Origin of the sequence: Curvibacter sp. PAE-UM (genome assembly GCF_001432305.1) — a bacterium.
GTDB lineage: Bacteria > Pseudomonadota > Gammaproteobacteria > Burkholderiales > Burkholderiaceae_C > Hylemonella.
Map to the genome: position 1 here is coordinate 2586438 of NZ_KQ483358.1, position 17100 is coordinate 2603537.

Annotated in this window: 16 protein-coding genes; 9 read left to right on the forward strand and 7 right to left on the reverse strand. The window is 66.0% G+C overall.

All coding sequences use genetic code 11. The annotated features are described in order from the left end of the window. The first annotated feature begins 288 nt into the window (after positions 1-288). The 3 genes from AO057_RS12520 to AO057_RS12530 are packed head-to-tail and all read left to right on the forward strand — an operon-like array spanning position 289 to position 4602. On the forward strand, positions 289-1014 hold the full coding sequence (locus tag AO057_RS12520) for an ABC transporter ATP-binding protein (RefSeq protein WP_057677285.1): 726 nt from the start codon (positions 289-291) through the stop codon (positions 1012-1014). Further along, on the forward strand, positions 1011-3374 hold the full coding sequence (locus AO057_RS12525) for an ABC transporter permease (protein WP_057676268.1): 2364 nt from the start codon (positions 1011-1013) through the stop codon (positions 3372-3374). Before AO057_RS12520 ends, AO057_RS12525 begins: the two co-directional genes overlap by 4 nt. Positions 3375-3399: 25 nt before the next feature. Beyond that, on the forward strand, positions 3400-4602 hold the full coding sequence (locus AO057_RS12530; RefSeq protein ID WP_057676269.1) for an efflux RND transporter periplasmic adaptor subunit: 1203 nt from the start codon (positions 3400-3402) through the stop codon (positions 4600-4602). Positions 4603-4626: 24 nt separating this feature from the next. Here AO057_RS12530 and AO057_RS12535 read toward each other — a convergent pair whose 3' ends face one another. The 4 genes from AO057_RS12535 to AO057_RS12550 are packed head-to-tail and all read right to left on the reverse strand — an operon-like array spanning position 4627 to position 7646. Further along, on the reverse strand, positions 4627-5334 hold the full coding sequence (locus AO057_RS12535) for a lipoate--protein ligase family protein (protein ID WP_057676270.1): 708 nt from the start codon (positions 5332-5334) through the stop codon (positions 4627-4629). After that, complete coding sequence (locus AO057_RS12540) at positions 5334-5576, reverse strand: lipoyl domain-containing protein (RefSeq protein WP_057676271.1); 243 nt, start codon at positions 5574-5576, stop codon at positions 5334-5336. Before AO057_RS12540 ends, AO057_RS12535 begins: the two co-directional genes overlap by 1 nt. Beyond that, entirely contained in the window at positions 5573-6613 is a 1041-nt protein-coding gene (locus AO057_RS12545; protein WP_057676272.1) for an alpha-ketoacid dehydrogenase subunit beta, read from the reverse strand. Before AO057_RS12545 ends, AO057_RS12540 begins: the two co-directional genes overlap by 4 nt. Before the next feature lie 25 nt (positions 6614-6638). Then, a complete protein-coding gene (locus AO057_RS12550; RefSeq protein ID WP_057676273.1) occupies positions 6639-7646 on the reverse strand; it encodes a thiamine pyrophosphate-dependent dehydrogenase E1 component subunit alpha in 1008 nt (335 codons plus the stop codon). 163 nt (positions 7647-7809) lie between these two features. Here AO057_RS12550 and AO057_RS12555 point away from each other — a divergent pair, with 163 nt between their 5' ends. Together AO057_RS12555 and AO057_RS12560 are read left to right on the forward strand one after the other, a co-directional pair. After that, a complete protein-coding gene (locus AO057_RS12555; protein WP_057676274.1) occupies positions 7810-8013 on the forward strand; it encodes a hypothetical protein in 204 nt (67 codons plus the stop codon). An 86-nt stretch (positions 8014-8099) separates the two neighbouring features. Then, positions 8100-8744, forward strand: a complete 645-nt coding sequence (locus AO057_RS12560) for a PAQR family membrane homeostasis protein TrhA (RefSeq protein WP_057676275.1) — start codon at positions 8100-8102, stop codon at positions 8742-8744. A gap of 10 nt (positions 8745-8754) precedes the next feature. Here AO057_RS12560 and AO057_RS12565 read toward each other — a convergent pair whose 3' ends face one another. Further along, positions 8755-9582: an HDOD domain-containing protein gene (locus tag AO057_RS12565; protein ID WP_240480778.1), complete on the reverse strand. Its 828-nt coding sequence runs from the start codon at positions 9580-9582 to the stop codon at positions 8755-8757. Positions 9583-9710: 128 nt separating this feature from the next. Between AO057_RS12565 and AO057_RS12570 the strand changes: the two genes are divergently transcribed. Then, positions 9711-10886, forward strand: coding sequence for a multidrug effflux MFS transporter (locus tag AO057_RS12570; RefSeq protein ID WP_057676277.1), 1176 nt, complete (start codon positions 9711-9713; stop codon positions 10884-10886). A gap of 9 nt (positions 10887-10895) precedes the next feature. Here the strand turns inward: AO057_RS12570 and AO057_RS12575 are convergent, their stop codons facing one another. Then, positions 10896-11801: an AraC family transcriptional regulator gene (locus AO057_RS12575; RefSeq protein ID WP_057676278.1), complete on the reverse strand. Its 906-nt coding sequence runs from the start codon at positions 11799-11801 to the stop codon at positions 10896-10898. A gap of 239 nt (positions 11802-12040) precedes the next feature. Between AO057_RS12575 and AO057_RS12580 the strand changes: the two genes are divergently transcribed. Genes AO057_RS12580 through AO057_RS12590 form a run of 3 tightly spaced genes read left to right on the forward strand, consistent with a single transcriptional unit; the run spans position 12041 to position 15838 of the window. Then, positions 12041-12514, forward strand: coding sequence for a (2Fe-2S)-binding protein (locus AO057_RS12580; RefSeq protein ID WP_057676279.1), 474 nt, complete (start codon positions 12041-12043; stop codon positions 12512-12514). An 11-nt stretch (positions 12515-12525) separates the two neighbouring features. Next, the gene (locus AO057_RS12585; RefSeq protein WP_057676280.1) at positions 12526-14760 is read left to right on the forward strand and encodes a xanthine dehydrogenase family protein molybdopterin-binding subunit; all 2235 of its coding nucleotides are present in this window, start codon (positions 12526-12528) and stop codon (positions 14758-14760) included. A gap of 4 nt (positions 14761-14764) precedes the next feature. Next, entirely contained in the window at positions 14765-15838 is a 1074-nt protein-coding gene (locus AO057_RS12590) for an XdhC family protein (protein WP_057676281.1), read from the forward strand. On the opposite strand, the gene AO057_RS17845 is transcribed toward AO057_RS12590, so the two are convergent. Further along, positions 15839-17083, reverse strand: a complete 1245-nt coding sequence (locus tag AO057_RS17845; protein WP_156404553.1) for a hypothetical protein — start codon at positions 17081-17083, stop codon at positions 15839-15841. Between the last annotated feature and the right edge of the window lie 17 nt (positions 17084-17100).

Sequence of the window (17100 nt, forward strand, 5' to 3'; positions counted from 1 at the left end):
TCCGGCAGACGCGCCGATTCTAGTCCAAGGTTCAGCGCTGCGCAGCGCCAGTCCCATGAAGAATCAACGACTTTGCTACAAATCCTGCAGCAGAACCTGAACTCGTACCCATTTCACACTGTCCGCCAGGATGGCGGGGCGTATCGGTGCACCCATGAACTCCTGCGCAAGCCATCTGCGGCGCAAGGCCGGGGAAGGCTCCACCCACGCATTCATGACCGGGATCAAGATCACCGGGTTGCATCCGCATATCATGAGCCCATGCCCGTCATGGACCCGCACCAGGATATGAACCCAAGCGCCGAAGCCAGCCACACCGTCTTCACTGCCCGTGACCTGTGCAAGACCTACCAGATGGGTGAGGTCCAGGTGAAGGCGTTGCAGGACGTGGACCTGGACATCCGGCGCGGCGAGTTCATCGTGCTGCTCGGCCCCTCGGGCAGCGGCAAATCCACCCTGCTCAACATCCTGGGCGGTCTGGACCGGCCCAGCAGCGGCAGCGCGCGTTTTGCCGAGCACGAGCTCACCGGCGCCAGCGACGCCGACCTGACGCGCTACCGGCGCGAGCACGTGGGTTTCGTGTTCCAGTTCTACAACCTCATCCCCAGCCTGACGGTGCGCGAGAACGTCGAGCTCGTCACCGACATCGCAAACAACCCCATGCCGGCCGCCGAAGCGCTGCGCATGGTGGGCCTGGAAGAGCGGCTGGACCACTTCCCTTCGCAGCTCTCGGGCGGCGAGCAGCAGCGCGTGGCGATCGCGCGCGCCATCGTCAAGCGCCCCGAGGTACTGCTGTGCGACGAACCCACCGGCGCGCTGGACTACGTGACCGGCAAGCTGGTGCTGGAGGTGATCGAGCGCATCAACCGCGAGCTCGGCACCACCGCCATCGTCATCACGCACAACGCGGCCATCGCCGGCATGGCCGACCGCGTGCTCCACCTGGGTGGCGGGCGCATCCAGAAGATCGACGTCAACGCCCACAAGATCAGCCCCTCGGAGCTGTCCTGGTGAAAGCGCTCGACCGCAAGCTGCTGCGCGACCTGCGGCTCATGTGGAGCCAGGCCCTCACCATCGCCCTGGTGGTGGCCAGCGGCGTGGCCGGTTTCATCGCCACCTTCAGCGCCTACGACGCGCTGTCCTGGTCGCGCGAGGTCTATTACACGGAATCGCGTTTTGCCGACGTCTTCGCCAGCCTCAAGCGCGCGCCGCTCGCGCTGGAGCGCCAGCTCGCCGCCCTGCCCGGCGCGGCGCACGTGGAAACCTCGCTCACACAGATCGTGCAGGTCGACATTCCCCATGTGTCCGACCCCATCATCGGCCGCCTGATCGGCATCGATCTGCAGGCGCTGCCGCGCCTCAACCGCCTCCATCTGCGCGAGGGCCGTATGCCCGTCACCCAGCGCGGCAGCGCGCTGGAGGTGCTGGTGTCGGAAGGCTTTGCCATCGCCCGCAAACTCCAGCCCGGCGACCGTATCCACGCCCTGGTCAACGGCAAGCGCGAGGAGCTGCTGATCACCGGCATCGCGCTCTCGCCCGAGTACATCTTCGCCGGCATGGGCGGCTCGCCCGACCTGCGCGGCTTCGGCGTCTTCTGGCTCGACCGCCACGCCCTGGCCGCGGCCTACAACATGGAAGGCGCCTTCAACCAGGTCTCGGTACGCCTGGCCCCCGGCGCCAGCGAGGGCCGCGTGATCGACGGCCTGAACCGCCTGCTCGCACCTTTCGGGGGCATCAGCGCGCACGGCCGCGACGAGCAGATGTCGCACATGATCCTGAACTCCGAGATCAAGGAGCAACGCGTCATGGGCACCGTGCTGCCCAGCATCTTCCTGGCCGTGGCGGCTTTCCTGCTCAACGTGGTGCTGAGCCGCCAGATCGCCACCCAGCGCGAACAGATCGCTGCGCTCAAGGCCCTGGGCTACGGCAACGCGGCCATCGGCGCGCACTACGTCAAGCTGGTGCTGCTCATCGTCATCCTCGGCGTGCTGATCGGTCTGGGTGTGGGCGCCTGGCTGGGCAACTGGTTTTCCGGCATCTACGCCGAGGTGTTCCGTTTTCCCGAGCTGCGCCACCGCGTGCGGCCCGAACTGATCCTGGCCGCCACCGCCATCACCCTGGTCGCCGCCCTGGGCGCCACCTGGCGCGCGATTGCCGCCACCGTGCAGCTGGCCCCGGCCGAGGCCATGCGCCCGCCGGCACCGGGGCACTTTCGGCCCAGCTTTGTCGAGGCCTGGGGCCTGCGCGAGGTCTTCAGCCCGGCCGTGCGCATGGTCCTGCGCACCATGCAGCGCCGCCCGCTGCGCACCCTGCTCACCATCTTCGGCATTGCCGCCTCCATGGCGATCGTCATCAGCGGCACCTTCTGGCGCGACACCATCGACCTGCTGCTGCACACCCAGTTCCGCCTGGTGCTGCGCGGCGACGTCATCATCAGCCTGGTGGAAGCCGCACCCGCGCCCATCACCTACGAGGTGGCACGGCTGCCACACGTCACGGCCGTGGAGGGCGTGCGCAGCGTGCCGGCGCGCCTGGTGCACGGCCAGCACCACTGGCGTGGCAGCGTGCAGGGGCGCAGCGCCGAACCTCAGTTGCAGCGCATCGTGGACGTGGCCCACCAAAATTTCTCCCCGCCGCAGGACGGCCTGCTGCTCACCGACCGCCTGGCCGAGCGCCTGCACATCAAACCCGGCCAGACCGTGCGCGTGGAACTGCTCGAGGGCCGGCGCCAGGTGCTGGAGCTGCCGGTCATGGGCACCGTACAGGAGATGATGGGCATGGGTGCCTACATCGAGCGGCGCAGCCTCAACCGCCTGCTGCAGGAAGGCGACCACGTCAACGTGATCGCCCTCTCGGTCGAGCGTGGCCATGAACCCGAACTGCTGGAGCGGCTCAAGAACCTGCCGCGTGTGGCCGCGGCCTTCAGCAAGTCCGTGATGTTGCGCAACATCGAGGAGATCACCGCGCGCAACGTGCTGGTCTTCAGCGCCATCCTCACCGTCTTTGCCAGCATCATCGCCGTGGGTGTGGTCTACAACCATGCGCGCATCGCGCTGGCCGAACGCGCCTGGGAACTGGCCAGCCTGCGCGTGCTGGGTTTCACCCGCGGCGAAGTCTCCACCTTCCTGCTGGGCGAACTGGCGCTGGAGATCCTGATCGCCATTCCGCTGGGCCTGGTGGCCGGCTACTGGCTGGCCGCCGGCATCGTGCAGTTGATCAAGACCGACGAATTCTTCTTCCCCCTCATCATCCAGCCACCCACCTATGCCTATGCCGCCATCGTCGTGGTGGCCGCCGGCGTGGCCAGCGCATTGATCGTGCGCCGGCGCATCGACACGCTGGATCTGGTGGGCGTGCTGAAGACACGAGAATAGAAACATCAAGCCAGGGAAATCAAGCATGAATCTCTCCAGGAAAAAACTGTGGACCGGCGGCAGCGTGCTGCTCGCCGTCCTGCTGCTGGTCTGGGCCTTCTGGCCCCAGGCCACCGAAGTGGAACTGGGTGCGGTGAGCCGCGGCCCCTTCGAGCGCGCCGTGCAGGAAGACGGCAAGACCCGTTTGCGCGAGCGCTACGTGGTGTCCACCCCGCTGACCGGCCGCGTGCAGCGCATTGCGCTCAAGCAGGGCGACAGCGTGGCGCGCGATGCCGTGCTGGCCACGCTGTGGCCCGTCATGCCCGGCCTGCTGGACGAACGCGCGCGCCAGGAACAGAACGAGCGCATCGGCGCCATGGAAGCGGCCGTGCGCCGCGCCAGCGCCAATGTCGAGCGCGCCAGGGCCGCGCTGGACCAGGCCGTGGCCGACCTCAAGCGCAGCGAGACGCTGGCGCAGCAGGGCTTCGTCTCACCCACGCAGAACGAGACCGGGCGCCTCACCGTTCGCCTGCGCCAGAAGGAGCTGGACAGCGCGCGTCAGGAAGAAGACGCCACCGGCCATGAGCTGGCGCAGGCGCGCATCGCCATCCGCACCTTCAGCCAGGGCGGCACCACCGCGCAACGCAGCTGGGCCATCAAGTCGCCCGTCACCGGCAAGGTGCTCAAGGTCAGCCAGCAGAGCGAGAGCCTGGTGCAGGCCGGCACGCCGCTGCTGGAGCTGGGCGACCCGGGCGACCTGGAAGTGGTGGTGGACCTGCTGACCGAAGACGCCGCCCAGGTCAAACCCGGCACGCCGGCCACGCTGGCCAACTGGGGGGGGGCGCAGCTGCTGCAGGCACGCGTGCGCCTGGTGGAGCCAGCCGCCTTCACCAAGATCTCCGCCCTGGGCGTGGAGGAGCAGCGCGTCAACGTGGTGCTGGACATCCTTTCCCCACGCGAGCAGTGGAACGCCTTGGGGGATGGCTACAAGGCCGACGTGCGCATCGTGGTGCAGACCGAAAAGGATGCGCTCAAGGTACCGGTCAGCGCCCTCTTCCCCTCCGGTGCGCGCGCCGCGCTCTACGCCGTGGAAGGCGGCCGCGCCCGCCTGCACGAGGTGGAGGTGCTGGCGCGCAACGGCAGCGAAGCCTGGGTCAAGAGCGAGCTGGCGCCGGGCACGGAGGTCATCCTCTTTCCGCCGAGTTCGCTGAAGGACGGCGAACGGGTCCAGAAGCTGACAGGCGGGTGAACCGGCCCCCAAGGCCGCCCTTCCTCACGCATCCGTCAGCGCATGGGCCAGCCGACGCGACAGCGCCGTGGCCAGTTTGCCGGATGGCAAGGTCCCGCCCAGCAAGCACGCGCAACTCGCCGTCCGCTGCCGCAGCTGGGTCGCGGTGTCCGGCCGCCCGAGCGCATCGCACAACAAGCCCCAGTCCGGTTCCGTCACCAGCGTGCCGGCCACCAGCAGCACGCCGTGCTGCCTGCGCCGCTGCGCCAGTCCCACAAGCTTGCGGCCCTCGGCATCGACCACTTCCCAGGGCGAGAGGCTGCCGAAGCAGGCCCAGTCCAGCACAGGCAGGCCCCGTGCTGCGAGTGCAGCCTGCGTTCCGGCGATCTGTAATGGCGGCAATGCCATGGCGACCACGCCCAGCTCAGCCAATGCATCAGCGTGCAGCTGGCCCAGATGGCGATAACTTTCCAGCAAGCCCTGCCCCAGCCAGGCGTGGCCCAGCGGCAGCACGAGCGAGACGCTCACCAGCCAGGGGCCGGTGAGCACGGCACCGCCGCCGGATTCGCGCAGCAGCACCTCCATGGATAACGCGCTGCGGGGCACGCGCTCGTACAGGGCGCGCTGCGAGCAGCCCAGCACCAGTGCGGGCTGCTCGTAGGTCCAGACGCGCCACAACGGCGCCGCCACCGGCTGCTCCAACTGCTGGCGGTTCCAGGCCTGCTCCTGGGCGGCAATGCTCGCGATCGGCATCAGGCCAGCGTGGCGACGGGCTTGCCCCGCGCAAAGGTGCCGCCGGCCGGCACCAGGATCTGCGCGATGCGGCCGTCGGCGGGAGCGGTGATCTCCTGGCTGGACTTCACCAGCACCACATTGGCCAGCGGCTGGCCGGCGCGCACGGTGTCACCCGCCTGCACCAGCCACTTGTCCACCAGCGCCTCGACCGCTGCATCCACACCCTCCCATGCCTCGGCAGCCAGGGTGATGTCCGTCATGCGGGTTGCCCTTCGGCCACACGCCCCTTCATCAGCGCCTGCGAGGCCGCCACGATGTTCTCGACCTGCGGGATGACGAACTTCTCCAGCGGACGGCTGTAGGGAATGGGCACGTCGGGCACGGCCAGGCGCTTGACGGGCGCCTTCAGGACCACGGTGTCCAGGTTCTCGGCCACGAGGGCAGCAATCTCGCCCGTGAGGCCGAAGCTGAGGTAGTCCTCGTCCGCCACCAGCAGCCGGCCGGTCTTGGCCACCGACTTGAGCACGGCCTTGCGGTCCAGCGGCACCAGGGTGCGCAGGTCCAGCACCTCGGCACTGATGCCCTGCTTCTTCAGCTCTTCCGCCGCGAGCAGGGACTTCTGCACCATCTGGCTGAGCGTGACGATGGTCAGGTCCGAGCCCTCGCGCACCACCTTGGCCACGCCGAAGGGGATGGTGTACTGCTCCTGCGGCACCTCGTTGCTGCTGCCTTCGAAGTAGGCCATCCAGGGCAGGCCCATGATGCCCTTGTGGTACATGAAGAGCACGGGGTTGTCGTCGCGGATGGCCTGGGTCATCAGGCCCTTGGCGTCGTAGGCGTTGGACGGCACCACCACCTTGAGGCCCGGCATGTGGGCAAAGGTGGCGTAGAGACACTGCGAGTGCTGCGCCGCATCGTTGTAACCGCCGCCGATGGCCGTGGTCAGCACCACCGGCAGCTTGATGTTGCCGCCCGCCATATAGGTGTTCTTGGCCAGGTGGTTGTAGATCTGGTCCATGCAGACGCCGAAGAAGTCGACGAACATCAGCTCGGCGATCGGGCGCAGGCCGGCGGCGGCGGCGCCGGTGGCCGTGCCGATGAAGGCGGTCTCGGAAATCGGCGTGTCCATGATGCGCTCGGGGCCGAATTTGTCGAGCAGGCCGCCGGTGGCACCGAAGATGCCGCCGTACTTGCCGATGTCTTCGCCCATGACGAAGACCTTGTTGTCGCGCTCCATTTCCTGGCCGATCGCCTCGGCAATCGCCTGCGCCATGGTGAGTTTGCGTGTCGTGGTCATCTGGTGTTCCTCCTGGGGAATCGGGTCAGGCAAAGACATGCTGCAGGGCTTCCTGCGGCGCGGGGTAGTCGCTCTTGCGGGCGAAGGCAAAGGCATCGGCCACGCGCTGTCTGGCGCGCGCCACGATGGCCGCCTCTTCCGCATCCGTCATCTGCCCGGCGCTCTTGAGCTGTGCGGCCAGCTTCGGGATGGGGTCGTTCTTGCGCAGGTTCGTCACTTCGTCCTTGGGGCGGTAGACCTCCGGGTCGCCCTGGAAGTGGCCGAGGTAGCGGTCGGTCTTCACCTCGATCAGGCTGGGGCCCTTGCCGCTGCGCGCGCGCGCTATGGCCGGGGCCACCGCCTCGTACACCTCGACCGCATCGTTGTGGGCCACCTTGATGCCGGGCATGCCGTAGGCGCTGGCGCGGTCCGCAACCCATTCGATGGAGGTGGCGCTGGTCTTGGGCACCGAGATGGCCCACTTGTTGTCTTCGCAGACGAAGATCACCGGCAGCTGCCACAGCGCTGCCAGGTTGAGCGACTCGTGCACCGCGCCCTGGTTGGCCGCGCCTTCGCCGAAGAAGGCCACCGCCACCCAGTCCTTGCCCAGCTTCTTGGCGGCCAGGCCCGCGCCGCAGGCCGGCGGCAGGCTGGCGCCGATCAGGCCGCTGCAGCTGAACTTGTGCACCGGATCGAACAGGTGCATGTGCCCGCCCTTGCCCTTGCCCAGGCCGGTGACCTTGCCGAACATCTCGGCTGTCATCGGGTTCAGCGGCACGCCCTTGGCAATCGCGAAGTGGTGCGGCCGGTGCGTGCCAACCACCGTGTCGTCCTGCTTCAGGTGGGCGCAGATGCCTACCGCCACCGGCTCCTGCCCTGCCGCCAGATGCATCTCGCCGGGCACCGGCCCCGAGCCGATGTCGAAGGCCAGGCCGGCCTGGATATTGGGCGGCAGTTTGCCTTCGAGGTAGACATTGGCCATGGTCTCCTCGTAGTTCCGGATCTCGACCATCTTCTCGTACATCCAGAGCAACTTGTCTTTAGGGGTTTGCATCTCTGATTCCTCCTTGTAAGGATCGGGTGGATCCGATGCCCCGGCGCGGTGCGCCGCAAGCAAGCGGAAGGCCCAGAAGAATAGGAAGCCATCCCCGTTTTTCGTTGACGCAGGTCAACTCCGGGGCAGTTAGGGCTGCGCCCAGCCCTTATAAACTCACCCCATGCATCACCATATCCTCCTCCTGTCCGCCCTTCTGGCCAGCCTGTTGCTGGCCGGCTGCAGCACCCGGGCCTGGTACGAAGGCGCCCGGGCCAGTGCCGAAAACGAATGCCGCCGCCAGCCACCCGGTGCCTACGAAGACTGCATGCGCCGCGTGAACCGGCAGACCTACGAGGACTACGAAAAGGAACGCACGCGCAAATAGTCCGGCACCGATGCCCGTGACCAGCCTGATCTTCCCTGAGGTTTGATGTCCCGCCTGACACACGCCATTCATACGTGCGTGCGAAAATGCTCCCCATGAGCGAACGCCCCCAGACCCTCGGCGAGGAAATCGCCAACAGCCTGAGCCATGGCCTGGCACTGCTGGGGGCCCTGATCGCTGCCCCCATCCTCATCGTGGCGGTCAGTCCCTTGAGCGCCGCCAACATCGTGGGCGCTGCCGTGTTCGCGGCCACCATGGTGCTGCTCTACTTCACCTCCACGCTGTATCACGCGCTGCCCCAGGGCCGCGCCAAGCGCGTGTTCATGAAACTCGACCACGGCGCCATCTACCTTTTCATCGCGGGCAGCTACACGCCATTTGCGCTGGGTGTCATGGGCGGCGCCTGGGGCTGGACACTCTTCGGCCTGGTGTGGACCATGGCCGTGGCGGGCGTCACGCTCAAGGCCTTTGACCGCCTCTCGCACCCCTGGCTCTCCACCGGTCTCTATCTCCTCATGGGCTGGCTGGTGCTGATCGCCGCAGTCCCTCTGGTGCAACGCGTGCCCTCGGCCGGCCTGGCCCTGCTGGTCGCAGGTGGCGTGGCCTACACCGCGGGCGTGGTCTTTTTCATGCTGGACTCGCGGGTGCGCTACGCCCATGCCATCTGGCATGTCTTCGTCGCCGCCGGCACCACCCTGCACTACTTCGCCGTGCTCGGCTACGCGGCCTGAACCGGCGCGTCTATTCCAGAAAAAGCCGCGCCTCCTGGCTGGACGCCCAGTCGACCGGCGCATGGGCCAGCACCACGCCCACGTCCAGGCCCAGGGCCAGGGCGGTCTTGTCGGGAAAGCTCACGGCGAGCTTGTTTTCCGTGTAGCCCAGCTCGTGCGCGCGGCAGCGCCAGGAGGCCACATGCAGGATGCCGGCCATGGGCTCGTAGTCCTCGCGCTCGAAGGGCGCGTCCTGATGCTCCAGTGTCTCCACCAGGGCCTCGGGCAGTTGCCAGGCCCGCGCAAATCCGGCGCCGACCTGGGCATAGGAATAACCCAGCAGTTCGCGCTCGGCACGCGCCCGCTGGGGCGCGAAGACGTTGATGCGCTGGTTGAGCTGCTCCATCTCCTTGGGCATGCCGCGATGCAAAACGAGTTCTCCCAGGGCATGGACCAGGCCCACCGTATAAGGCGAAACCTCCACCTTCCTGGCCCGGGTCAGGAGCTGCGTCAGCCGCGCGGTGTCCAGGCTGTAGCGCCAGAACTGCTTCATGTCCACACTGCCCACCTTGCGAAAGGCGCTGGTCATGGCCGCCTCGATGGTCATGTCCCGCACCGGTCGCAGGCCCAGGATGGCCAGAGCCTCGCTCACGGTGCCGACGCGGCGGCGGCGCTGGAAACGCGCGGAATTGGCCACCATGAGCAGGCGCGCGGTCATCACCGGCTCCATGCCCAGCAAGCTGCTCACACGCAAGGCGTCGGGCTCCGGTGCGTTGAGCTCGGTCAGCGCCAGCGCGATCACGCGGGGAATGCTGGGCAGGGCCACGGGGGAGGCAAGCAGGGACTGGAGGTCCATCATGTCTCAAGCTTAGCGTCAAACACCCACACGGCCAACGACTCCGGCCGACTATCATCAGCGTGATCACGCACAAGCGTGACAATGTTCATCATTCCACGACACCCCGGTCGACCGACCGGCAGGTTTTCATGACCACCAGCTTTCTGCGCGCCGCCCTCGTCCTGGGCCTGCTCTCGGCCATCGGCCCCTTCGCCATCGACATGTACCTGCCGGCCCTGCCCTCCATCGGGCAGAGCCTGGGTGCGTCCATCGGCGCGGTACAAGGCAGCCTGATGGCCTTTTTCATCGCCCTGGGCCTGGGCCAGCTGATCTACGGCCCGGCCTCCGACATGCTGGGCCGCAAGCCGCCGCTGTACTTCGGCCTGGCGCTGTTCGCCATCGGCAGCGTGGGCTGCGCGCTGGCACCCGACATCCACACCCTGGTGGCCATGCGTTTCGTGCAGGGCCTGGGCGCCTGCGCCTGCAGCGTGGTGCCACGCGCCGTGGTGCGCGACCTGTACACGGGCCACGAGGCGCTGCGCCTCATGTCCACGCTCATGCTGGTCTTCAGCGTCTCGCCCATCCTGGCGCCGCTGGCCGGCAGCCTGCTGATCGAATGGCTGGGCTGGCGCAGCACCTTCTGGTTCATGCTGGCCGCTGGCGCCCTGGGCCTGATCCTGGTGGCCACGCAGATGGGCGAAACCCGTCCGCCCGAGCAGCGCGCCGGCAGCAGCTGGCGCCAGGCCTTCCGTGGCTATGCCACGCTGCTGCGCGACCGCCATTTCATGGGCCTGGTGCTGATCGGTGCCTTCGGCATCGCGAGTTTCTTCGCCTACCTGGCCAACTCCTCCTTCGTGCTGATCGACCACTACGGCCTCACACCGCGGCAATACAGCATCGTCTTCGCGGCCAATGCGGCCAGCTTCATCGGCATGTCGCAGCTGACCGCCCGCCTGGGTCGGCGCTTCGGCATGAAACCCATGATCGGCATGGCCGCCCACGGCTACGCGGGTGTCATGGTCCTGCTGCTGGCGCTCTTTCTGCTGGGCGTGGACGCCCTGCCCGTGCTGCTGGCCCTGCTCTTCGTGGGCTACGGCTTCCTGGGCTTGATCATTCCCACCTCGGCCATCCTGGCGCTGGAAGACCACGGGCCGATTGCCGGCACCGCGTCGGCGTTGATGGGCACGCTGCAGTTCGCCACGGGTGCGGTGGTGATGGCCATCGTCGGTCTCTTTGTGGATGGCACGGGCCTGCCCATGGTGGCGGGCATCGCGGGCTCGGCGGGGATGACCTGGCTCTTCGTGCGCGGTACCCTGAAGCGTTAAAGGCCCAGGTCAGAGGGCCTGCACCACGCCTCCACCCGGCAACTCCCGCATGCGCCTGATGTCGCGCTGTGGCGGCGCGCCGAACTGGCGGCTGTACTCGCGGTTGAACTGCGAGACGCTTTCGTAACCCACACGCGCGGCCGTGCTGCTGGCGTCCAGGGCCTGCGTCAGCATGAGCTGGCGCGCCTCCTGCAGGCGCAGCTGCTTCTGGTACTGCAGCGGGCTCATGCCCGTGAGTTGGCGGAAATGCTGGCGGAAGGTCGAAGGACTCATGTGCGCGCGTTCGGCCAGCTCGTCCATCAGCACATCACGGCTGAAGTTCAGCTTGAGCCAGGCGATGGCCTGCGCGACCTGGTGGCTCGGTGAGCCCGCGGCGATCAGATGCCGCAGGTAGGGGCCGTGCGGACCGGTCAGCAGGCGCACCATGATCTCCTGCTGGATCAGGGGCGCCAGCCGTGCGATGTGCTGCGGCTCCTGCAGCAGCCGCACCAGGCGGATCACCGCGTCCAGCAGCGGCTCGTCCAGCGGGCCCAGCGATATGCCGCGTGCGGCCTGGTCGCGTGGCAAAGGCGGCAGTTCCATGTCCGCGGCCAGTTGCACCAGCGCGCGCGTATCCAGCGTGAGCAGCATGCCGAGAAACGGTTGGGCCAGATCGGCCTGCGTGACCTGCGAGACCACGGGCAAGTCCACCGTTGCCAGCAGGGACTGGCCGGGCCCGTAGTTCACGACCTGGTCGCTCATGGTCACCTGCTTGCCGCCCTGCGCCACCACGGCCAGGCCCAGCATGTAGATGCAGGCCAGCGGCTCCGTGCGGCCGCTGCGCCGAGCCATCAGCAGCTGGGGGATGGCCGTCTGGTAATCGCCGTCATTTCGGGCAATCCGGCCGATTTCCTGGGCCAGGGTGGCGATGCTCATGCTGAAACCTTCAAGGCAGTTGGAACGGGCGCGGTCACGACTCTGTCACAGAGCGGATGGTTGCGTGGTGCGCCATGGTCCGCACTGTACCTCCCCCGGTTTGGCGGCGATGATTTTTGATGACAGTCGATCAGAAAAGGCAAAAAATAGATCGGAAACGGCAAGCCCGCCGCCGGACCAGGGCGGACACTTCCGGCACCGATCCCCGACCGACCTTTACCCAAGGAGCACGCACTGCCATGAACACCCTCCACGTCAACGGCCGCGAGCATGCGCTCAACACCGACCCCACCACCCCCATCCTCTGGGCCCTGCGTGACAACCTGGGCATGACCGGCACCAAGTTCGGCTGCGGGGCGGCGCTGTGCGGCGCCTGCACCGTGCACCTGGACGGCCAGGCCATCCGCTCCTGCGTCACGCCCATCTCGGCCGCGCAGAACGGCAAGATCACCACCATCGAAGCCGTCACCGACGGCAAGGACCGTGTGGGTGCCGCCGTGTACGCCGCCTGGGTCAAGCACGACGTCGCGCAGTGCGGCTACTGCCAGAGCGGCCAGATCATGAGCGCCACCGCCTTCCTCAAATCCCTGCCGCGCGGCAAGCAGCCCACGGCCGCCGAGATCGACAGCGCCATGGCCGGCAACATCTGCCGCTGTGGCACCTATGCCCGCATCCGCGCCGCCGTGGCCGACGCCGCCAAGACACTCGCCTGAAGGAGCACCCCATGTTGCCCACCACCCTCGCCCAAGAAATGCCGCGCGCCCTGCAACACCTGCTGGCCCGCGATGAACAGACCGACATGACCGCCCTGCCACGCCGCAGCTTCCTCAAGCTCGCCGGTGCCGGCGGCCTGGCGCTCGGCGTCTACCCCGGCCTGGCCACGGCCCAGCCGGCTGCCGCGGCCGGCCTCAAGCCCACCGAACAACCCTCGGCCTTCGTGCAGATCGCAACCGACGGTGAGGTCACCGTCACCGTCAACCGCCTGGAGTTCGGCCAGGGCGTGCAGACGGCCCTGCCCATGATCCTGGCCGAGGAGCTGGACGCCGACTGGAGCAAGGTGCGCAGCCAGCACGGCACGAACAACCCCGCTTATGCCGACCCGCTCTTCGGCATGCACCTCACCGGTGGCTCCAACTCGATCAAGAACAGCTACACGCAATACCGCGAACTCGGTGCCCGCGCCCGCGCCATGCTGCTGGCCGCCGCCGCCATGCGCTGGAACGTGGACGTGCAGAGCCTGCGCACGCAGGCCGGCTGGGTGCTCGGCCCTGGCGGCCGCAAGGCGGGTTACGGCGAACTGGCCGAGGCTGCCATGACCCAGCCCGTACCCGAGAAGGTGACGCTGAAGAACCCGAAAGACTTCCGCATCATCGGCAAGCCCACCGGTCGCCTGGACGCCAAGGCCAAGAGCAGCGGCCAGCAGAACTTCGGCATCGACGTGCGCCAACCCGGCCAGCTCACCGCGGTCATCGCGCGCCCGCCCGTCTTCGGCGCCAAGCTCGCCTCGGTCGACGACAGCGCGGCGCGTGCCGTGCCCGGCGTCAAGGCCGTGCTGCGGGTGCCGCTGGACCGCGGTGCCGAAGGCGTGGCCGTGATCGCCGAGGGCTACTGGCCCGCCAAGCAGGGGCGCGACGCGCTCAAGCTGCAGTGGGACACCAGCAATGTCGAGAAGGTGGACAGCGAACGCCAGCTGGCCCAGTACCGGCAGATGGCCCAGGAGAGCGGCCCGCGCCACTTCGACGCCGACATGGGGCCCCTGGCCGGTGCCCCGAAACAGATCGAGGCCGAGTTCGTCTTCCCCTACCTGGCCCACGCGCCTATGGAGCCGCTGAACTGCACCGTGTTGATCAGCGACCAGGGCGCCGAGCTCTGGGTCGGCTCACAGATGCCGGGCCTCGACGGCATGGCCGCAGCCCGTGTGCTGGGCCTCAAGCCCGAGCAGATCAAGGTGCATGTGCAGGCTGCAGGCGGTGGTTTCGGCCGACGTGCCATTCCCAGCAGCGAATACGTGGTCGAGGCCTGCACCATCGCCAAGGCCGCGCGCACTGCGGGCCTGAACGTGCCCGTGCGCACGCTCTGGAGCCGCGAGGACGACATCAAGGGCGGCTACTACCGCCCCATGCACCTGCACCGCGCGCGCATCGGCTTCGATGAAAAGGGCAAGGTGCTGGCCTGGGACCACGTCGTGGTGGGCCAGTCCATCCTCGCTGGCTCCGTGTTCGAGGCCTTCCAGGTGAAAAACGGCATCGACGCCACCGCCGTCGAAGGCCTGCGTGAGCCCTACCCCATCCCCATGCGCCTCACCGTGCACCACCCCAAGCTCAACGTGCCCGTGCTCTGGTGGCGCAGCGTGGGGTCCACCCACACGGCCTACGTGATGGAGACGCTGATCGACGAGATCGCCCGCGCCACCAAGCAAGACCCTGTGGCCTACCGCCTCAAACTCATCGGCGACAAGCACCCGCGCCACCGCGCCGCGCTGCAGCTGGCCGTGGAGAAAAGCGGCTACGGCAATAAGGCTTTGCCCCGGGGCCGCGCCTGGGGCGTGGCCGTGCACGAGTCCTTCAGCACCGTGGTGGCCTATGTGGTGGAAGCTTCGGTCAAGGACGGCCAGCCCGTGCTGCACCGTGTGACAGCCGGCGTGCATTGCAACCTGGTGGTGAACCCGCGCACCGTGGAAGCGCAGGTGCAGGGTGCTGCACTCATGGGCCTGTCCATGTGCCTGCCCGGTGCGGCCATCACGCTCAAGGACGGCGAGGTGCAGCAGAGCAACTTCGGCGACTACGCCGTGCCGCGCATCACCGACATGCCGCAGATCGCCGTGCACGTGGTGCCCAGCACCGACGCGCCCACCGGCATGGGTGAACCCGGCCTGCCACCGCTGGCCCCGGCTTTCGCGAACGCCATCGCGCGCCTGACCGGCAAGACGCCGCGCGAACTGCCCTTCAAGCTGGCCTGAGCCCATGGAGGATCTCGACACCCTGGTCCTGCGCACCGCGCAGCGTTGGTTGACCGAGGGGCAGGCCGTGGTGCTCGTCACCGTGGCCCGCACCTGGGGCTCCTCGCCGCGCCCGCCCGGCTCGCTCATGGCCATCAACGGCCGGGGCGAGACCGTGGGCTCGGTCTCGGGCGGCTGCATCGAGGACGACCTCATCCACCGCATCCGCGAGGGCGGCGTGGAAGCGGCCATGACCGGCGCCGCGCCCACCGTGCAACGCTACGGCATCTCGGCCGACCAAGCGCATCGCTTCGGCCTGCCCTGCGGCGGCACGGTGGAACTGGTGCTGGAGCGCGTGGCGCCGCACAGCCGCCTGGGTGACCTGCTGGTCGCCTGTGAGCAACGGCAAAGCACCGAACGCGTGCTGGACCTGAAGACCGGCGCGGTGACCCTGCGCCCGGGCCGGCGTGATGGCGTGCCGCAGCTCGACGAAGCCACCTTGACCACCTACCTCGGCCCGCAGGCCCGTCTCATCGTCATCGGCGCGGGCGACCTCTCGCGTTTCCTGAGCCAGATGGCGCTGAGTCTGGGCTTCGAGGTGTTTGTGTGCGATCCGCGCGAAGAACACCGCGCCACCTGGAGCCTGGCCGGCGTAACGCTTACGCATGAGATGCCCGACGACCTGATTCTGCGACTCAAACCCGACGCGGGCACCGCCGTCGTCGCCCTCACGCACGACCCCAAGCTCGACGACCTGGCGCTGATCGACGCCCTGCAGTCCGAGGCCTTCTACGTCGGCGCCATCGGCTCCCGCCGCAACAGCACCACACGCCGCGAACGGCTGCATGAGCACTTCGATATTTCGTATGAGGTGCTGGACCGCCTGCACGGGCCGGCCGGGCTGTACATCGGCAGCAAGACGCCGGCGGAGATTGCGCTGTCCATCATGGCGGAGGTGGTGGCGGTGAAGAATGGAGCAGCAATCACAGTCGCCGAACGACTACGAATTGGCGAAATAGGTCGAGCAGATTTCGCCCGCAAGGAAGAAGATTTTTTTCAGTCGCGTCGTCTAAAAGCAAAGTTCACCTTGACACCTTAACTACGAGGAAAAAAGATAAGGCGCGCGAAGCAAAACCGTCTGGGCGAGAAGTCGAACATCGTCGGCAGGTTGAGTTTGAAAATGCTGCCTGTATCGCCTGAACTTCGACCATTCCGAAATGAATCTACTTCCTCCATGAACGATTTCATTACGAAGTTCAAACAGCCAAGACGCTTTTTCAATTAAGACTGATGGCAGATTGAGTTCTTGCAACCCCTGCAGAATCGACTTTTCAACTGAGCCACGCTCTCCAAACATTGCATCAAGAGAAACAAAATAATTAATGTAGGCCTCGATGTCGCCCGAATTCATCCCCCTATTAAAGAAATGAGTGGACTTCTCAATTCGACTTCGATCTGAACCGGAACACCTAGAACTGCTGGCGTACCAATCTTGGATTAATGCTACGTCCTTAGAGGAAAGTGGTATGTCGGTGACATAAAACGGCATAACAGGATCACAATCTTTTCTCGTTATCTGAGCTTCTTTCGACAATCGATGGGGGAACTGAATGAGAAATTCATATGGATAGCTCATAGCCTTAAAAAAAGGTCTGGCAGCACTTTCCGACGCAATCGCAAACAGGATTGCCGCCAACGTCCTAAACTTCAGGGCACCGCTAAATCTAACCCCATCTGACGTTCCGTACTCTTCCGCAACAAGAACACACTCGAAATGACCAGGGGGAGAGAATGTACGATCCCCATCATTTCCGATTTGCGGGCGAAGCGGTGTCCAACCACTAAACCTGTATCCCTTCTCAACCAGTTGATTCCACGCCACCTCATCGTCTCTTTTTATGAGACGAACAGAGTCGTTATCTAGAGAAAAACTTGGGACCTGGAATCGAGGAACTGCGTAGAGAACACATCGATGGCCTATCCGCTGCCGAAGATTGGATTCAATTTCTCCTTGTATTGAGGCTGCAAATTGCGGGACAGGGACTACACGACAATCAAATAAGGTTCTATTTCGGCAAAGGAATACAGCGTCCCCATCGAAAATCTTATTGTCGAGGCATATTTCCTGCAGCGTTGTTGTTACCGCATCTGAAACAGATTCAAGATCACAATTTCTAAATTCTGATGAGTCTTCAATTACCAGCAAAGAAACACTCTCAATCGCCTGAAATGTGTCAGCGGTGTACCACCAAGATAAAGCGATCCCACTGGGAAAAACAAAAGGCTTTTGCTTTCCTGCAAAAAATTGAAGTGATGGTCGTCTTTCTGAGTCTTCTACTCGCAACAGAATATTTTTCGTTA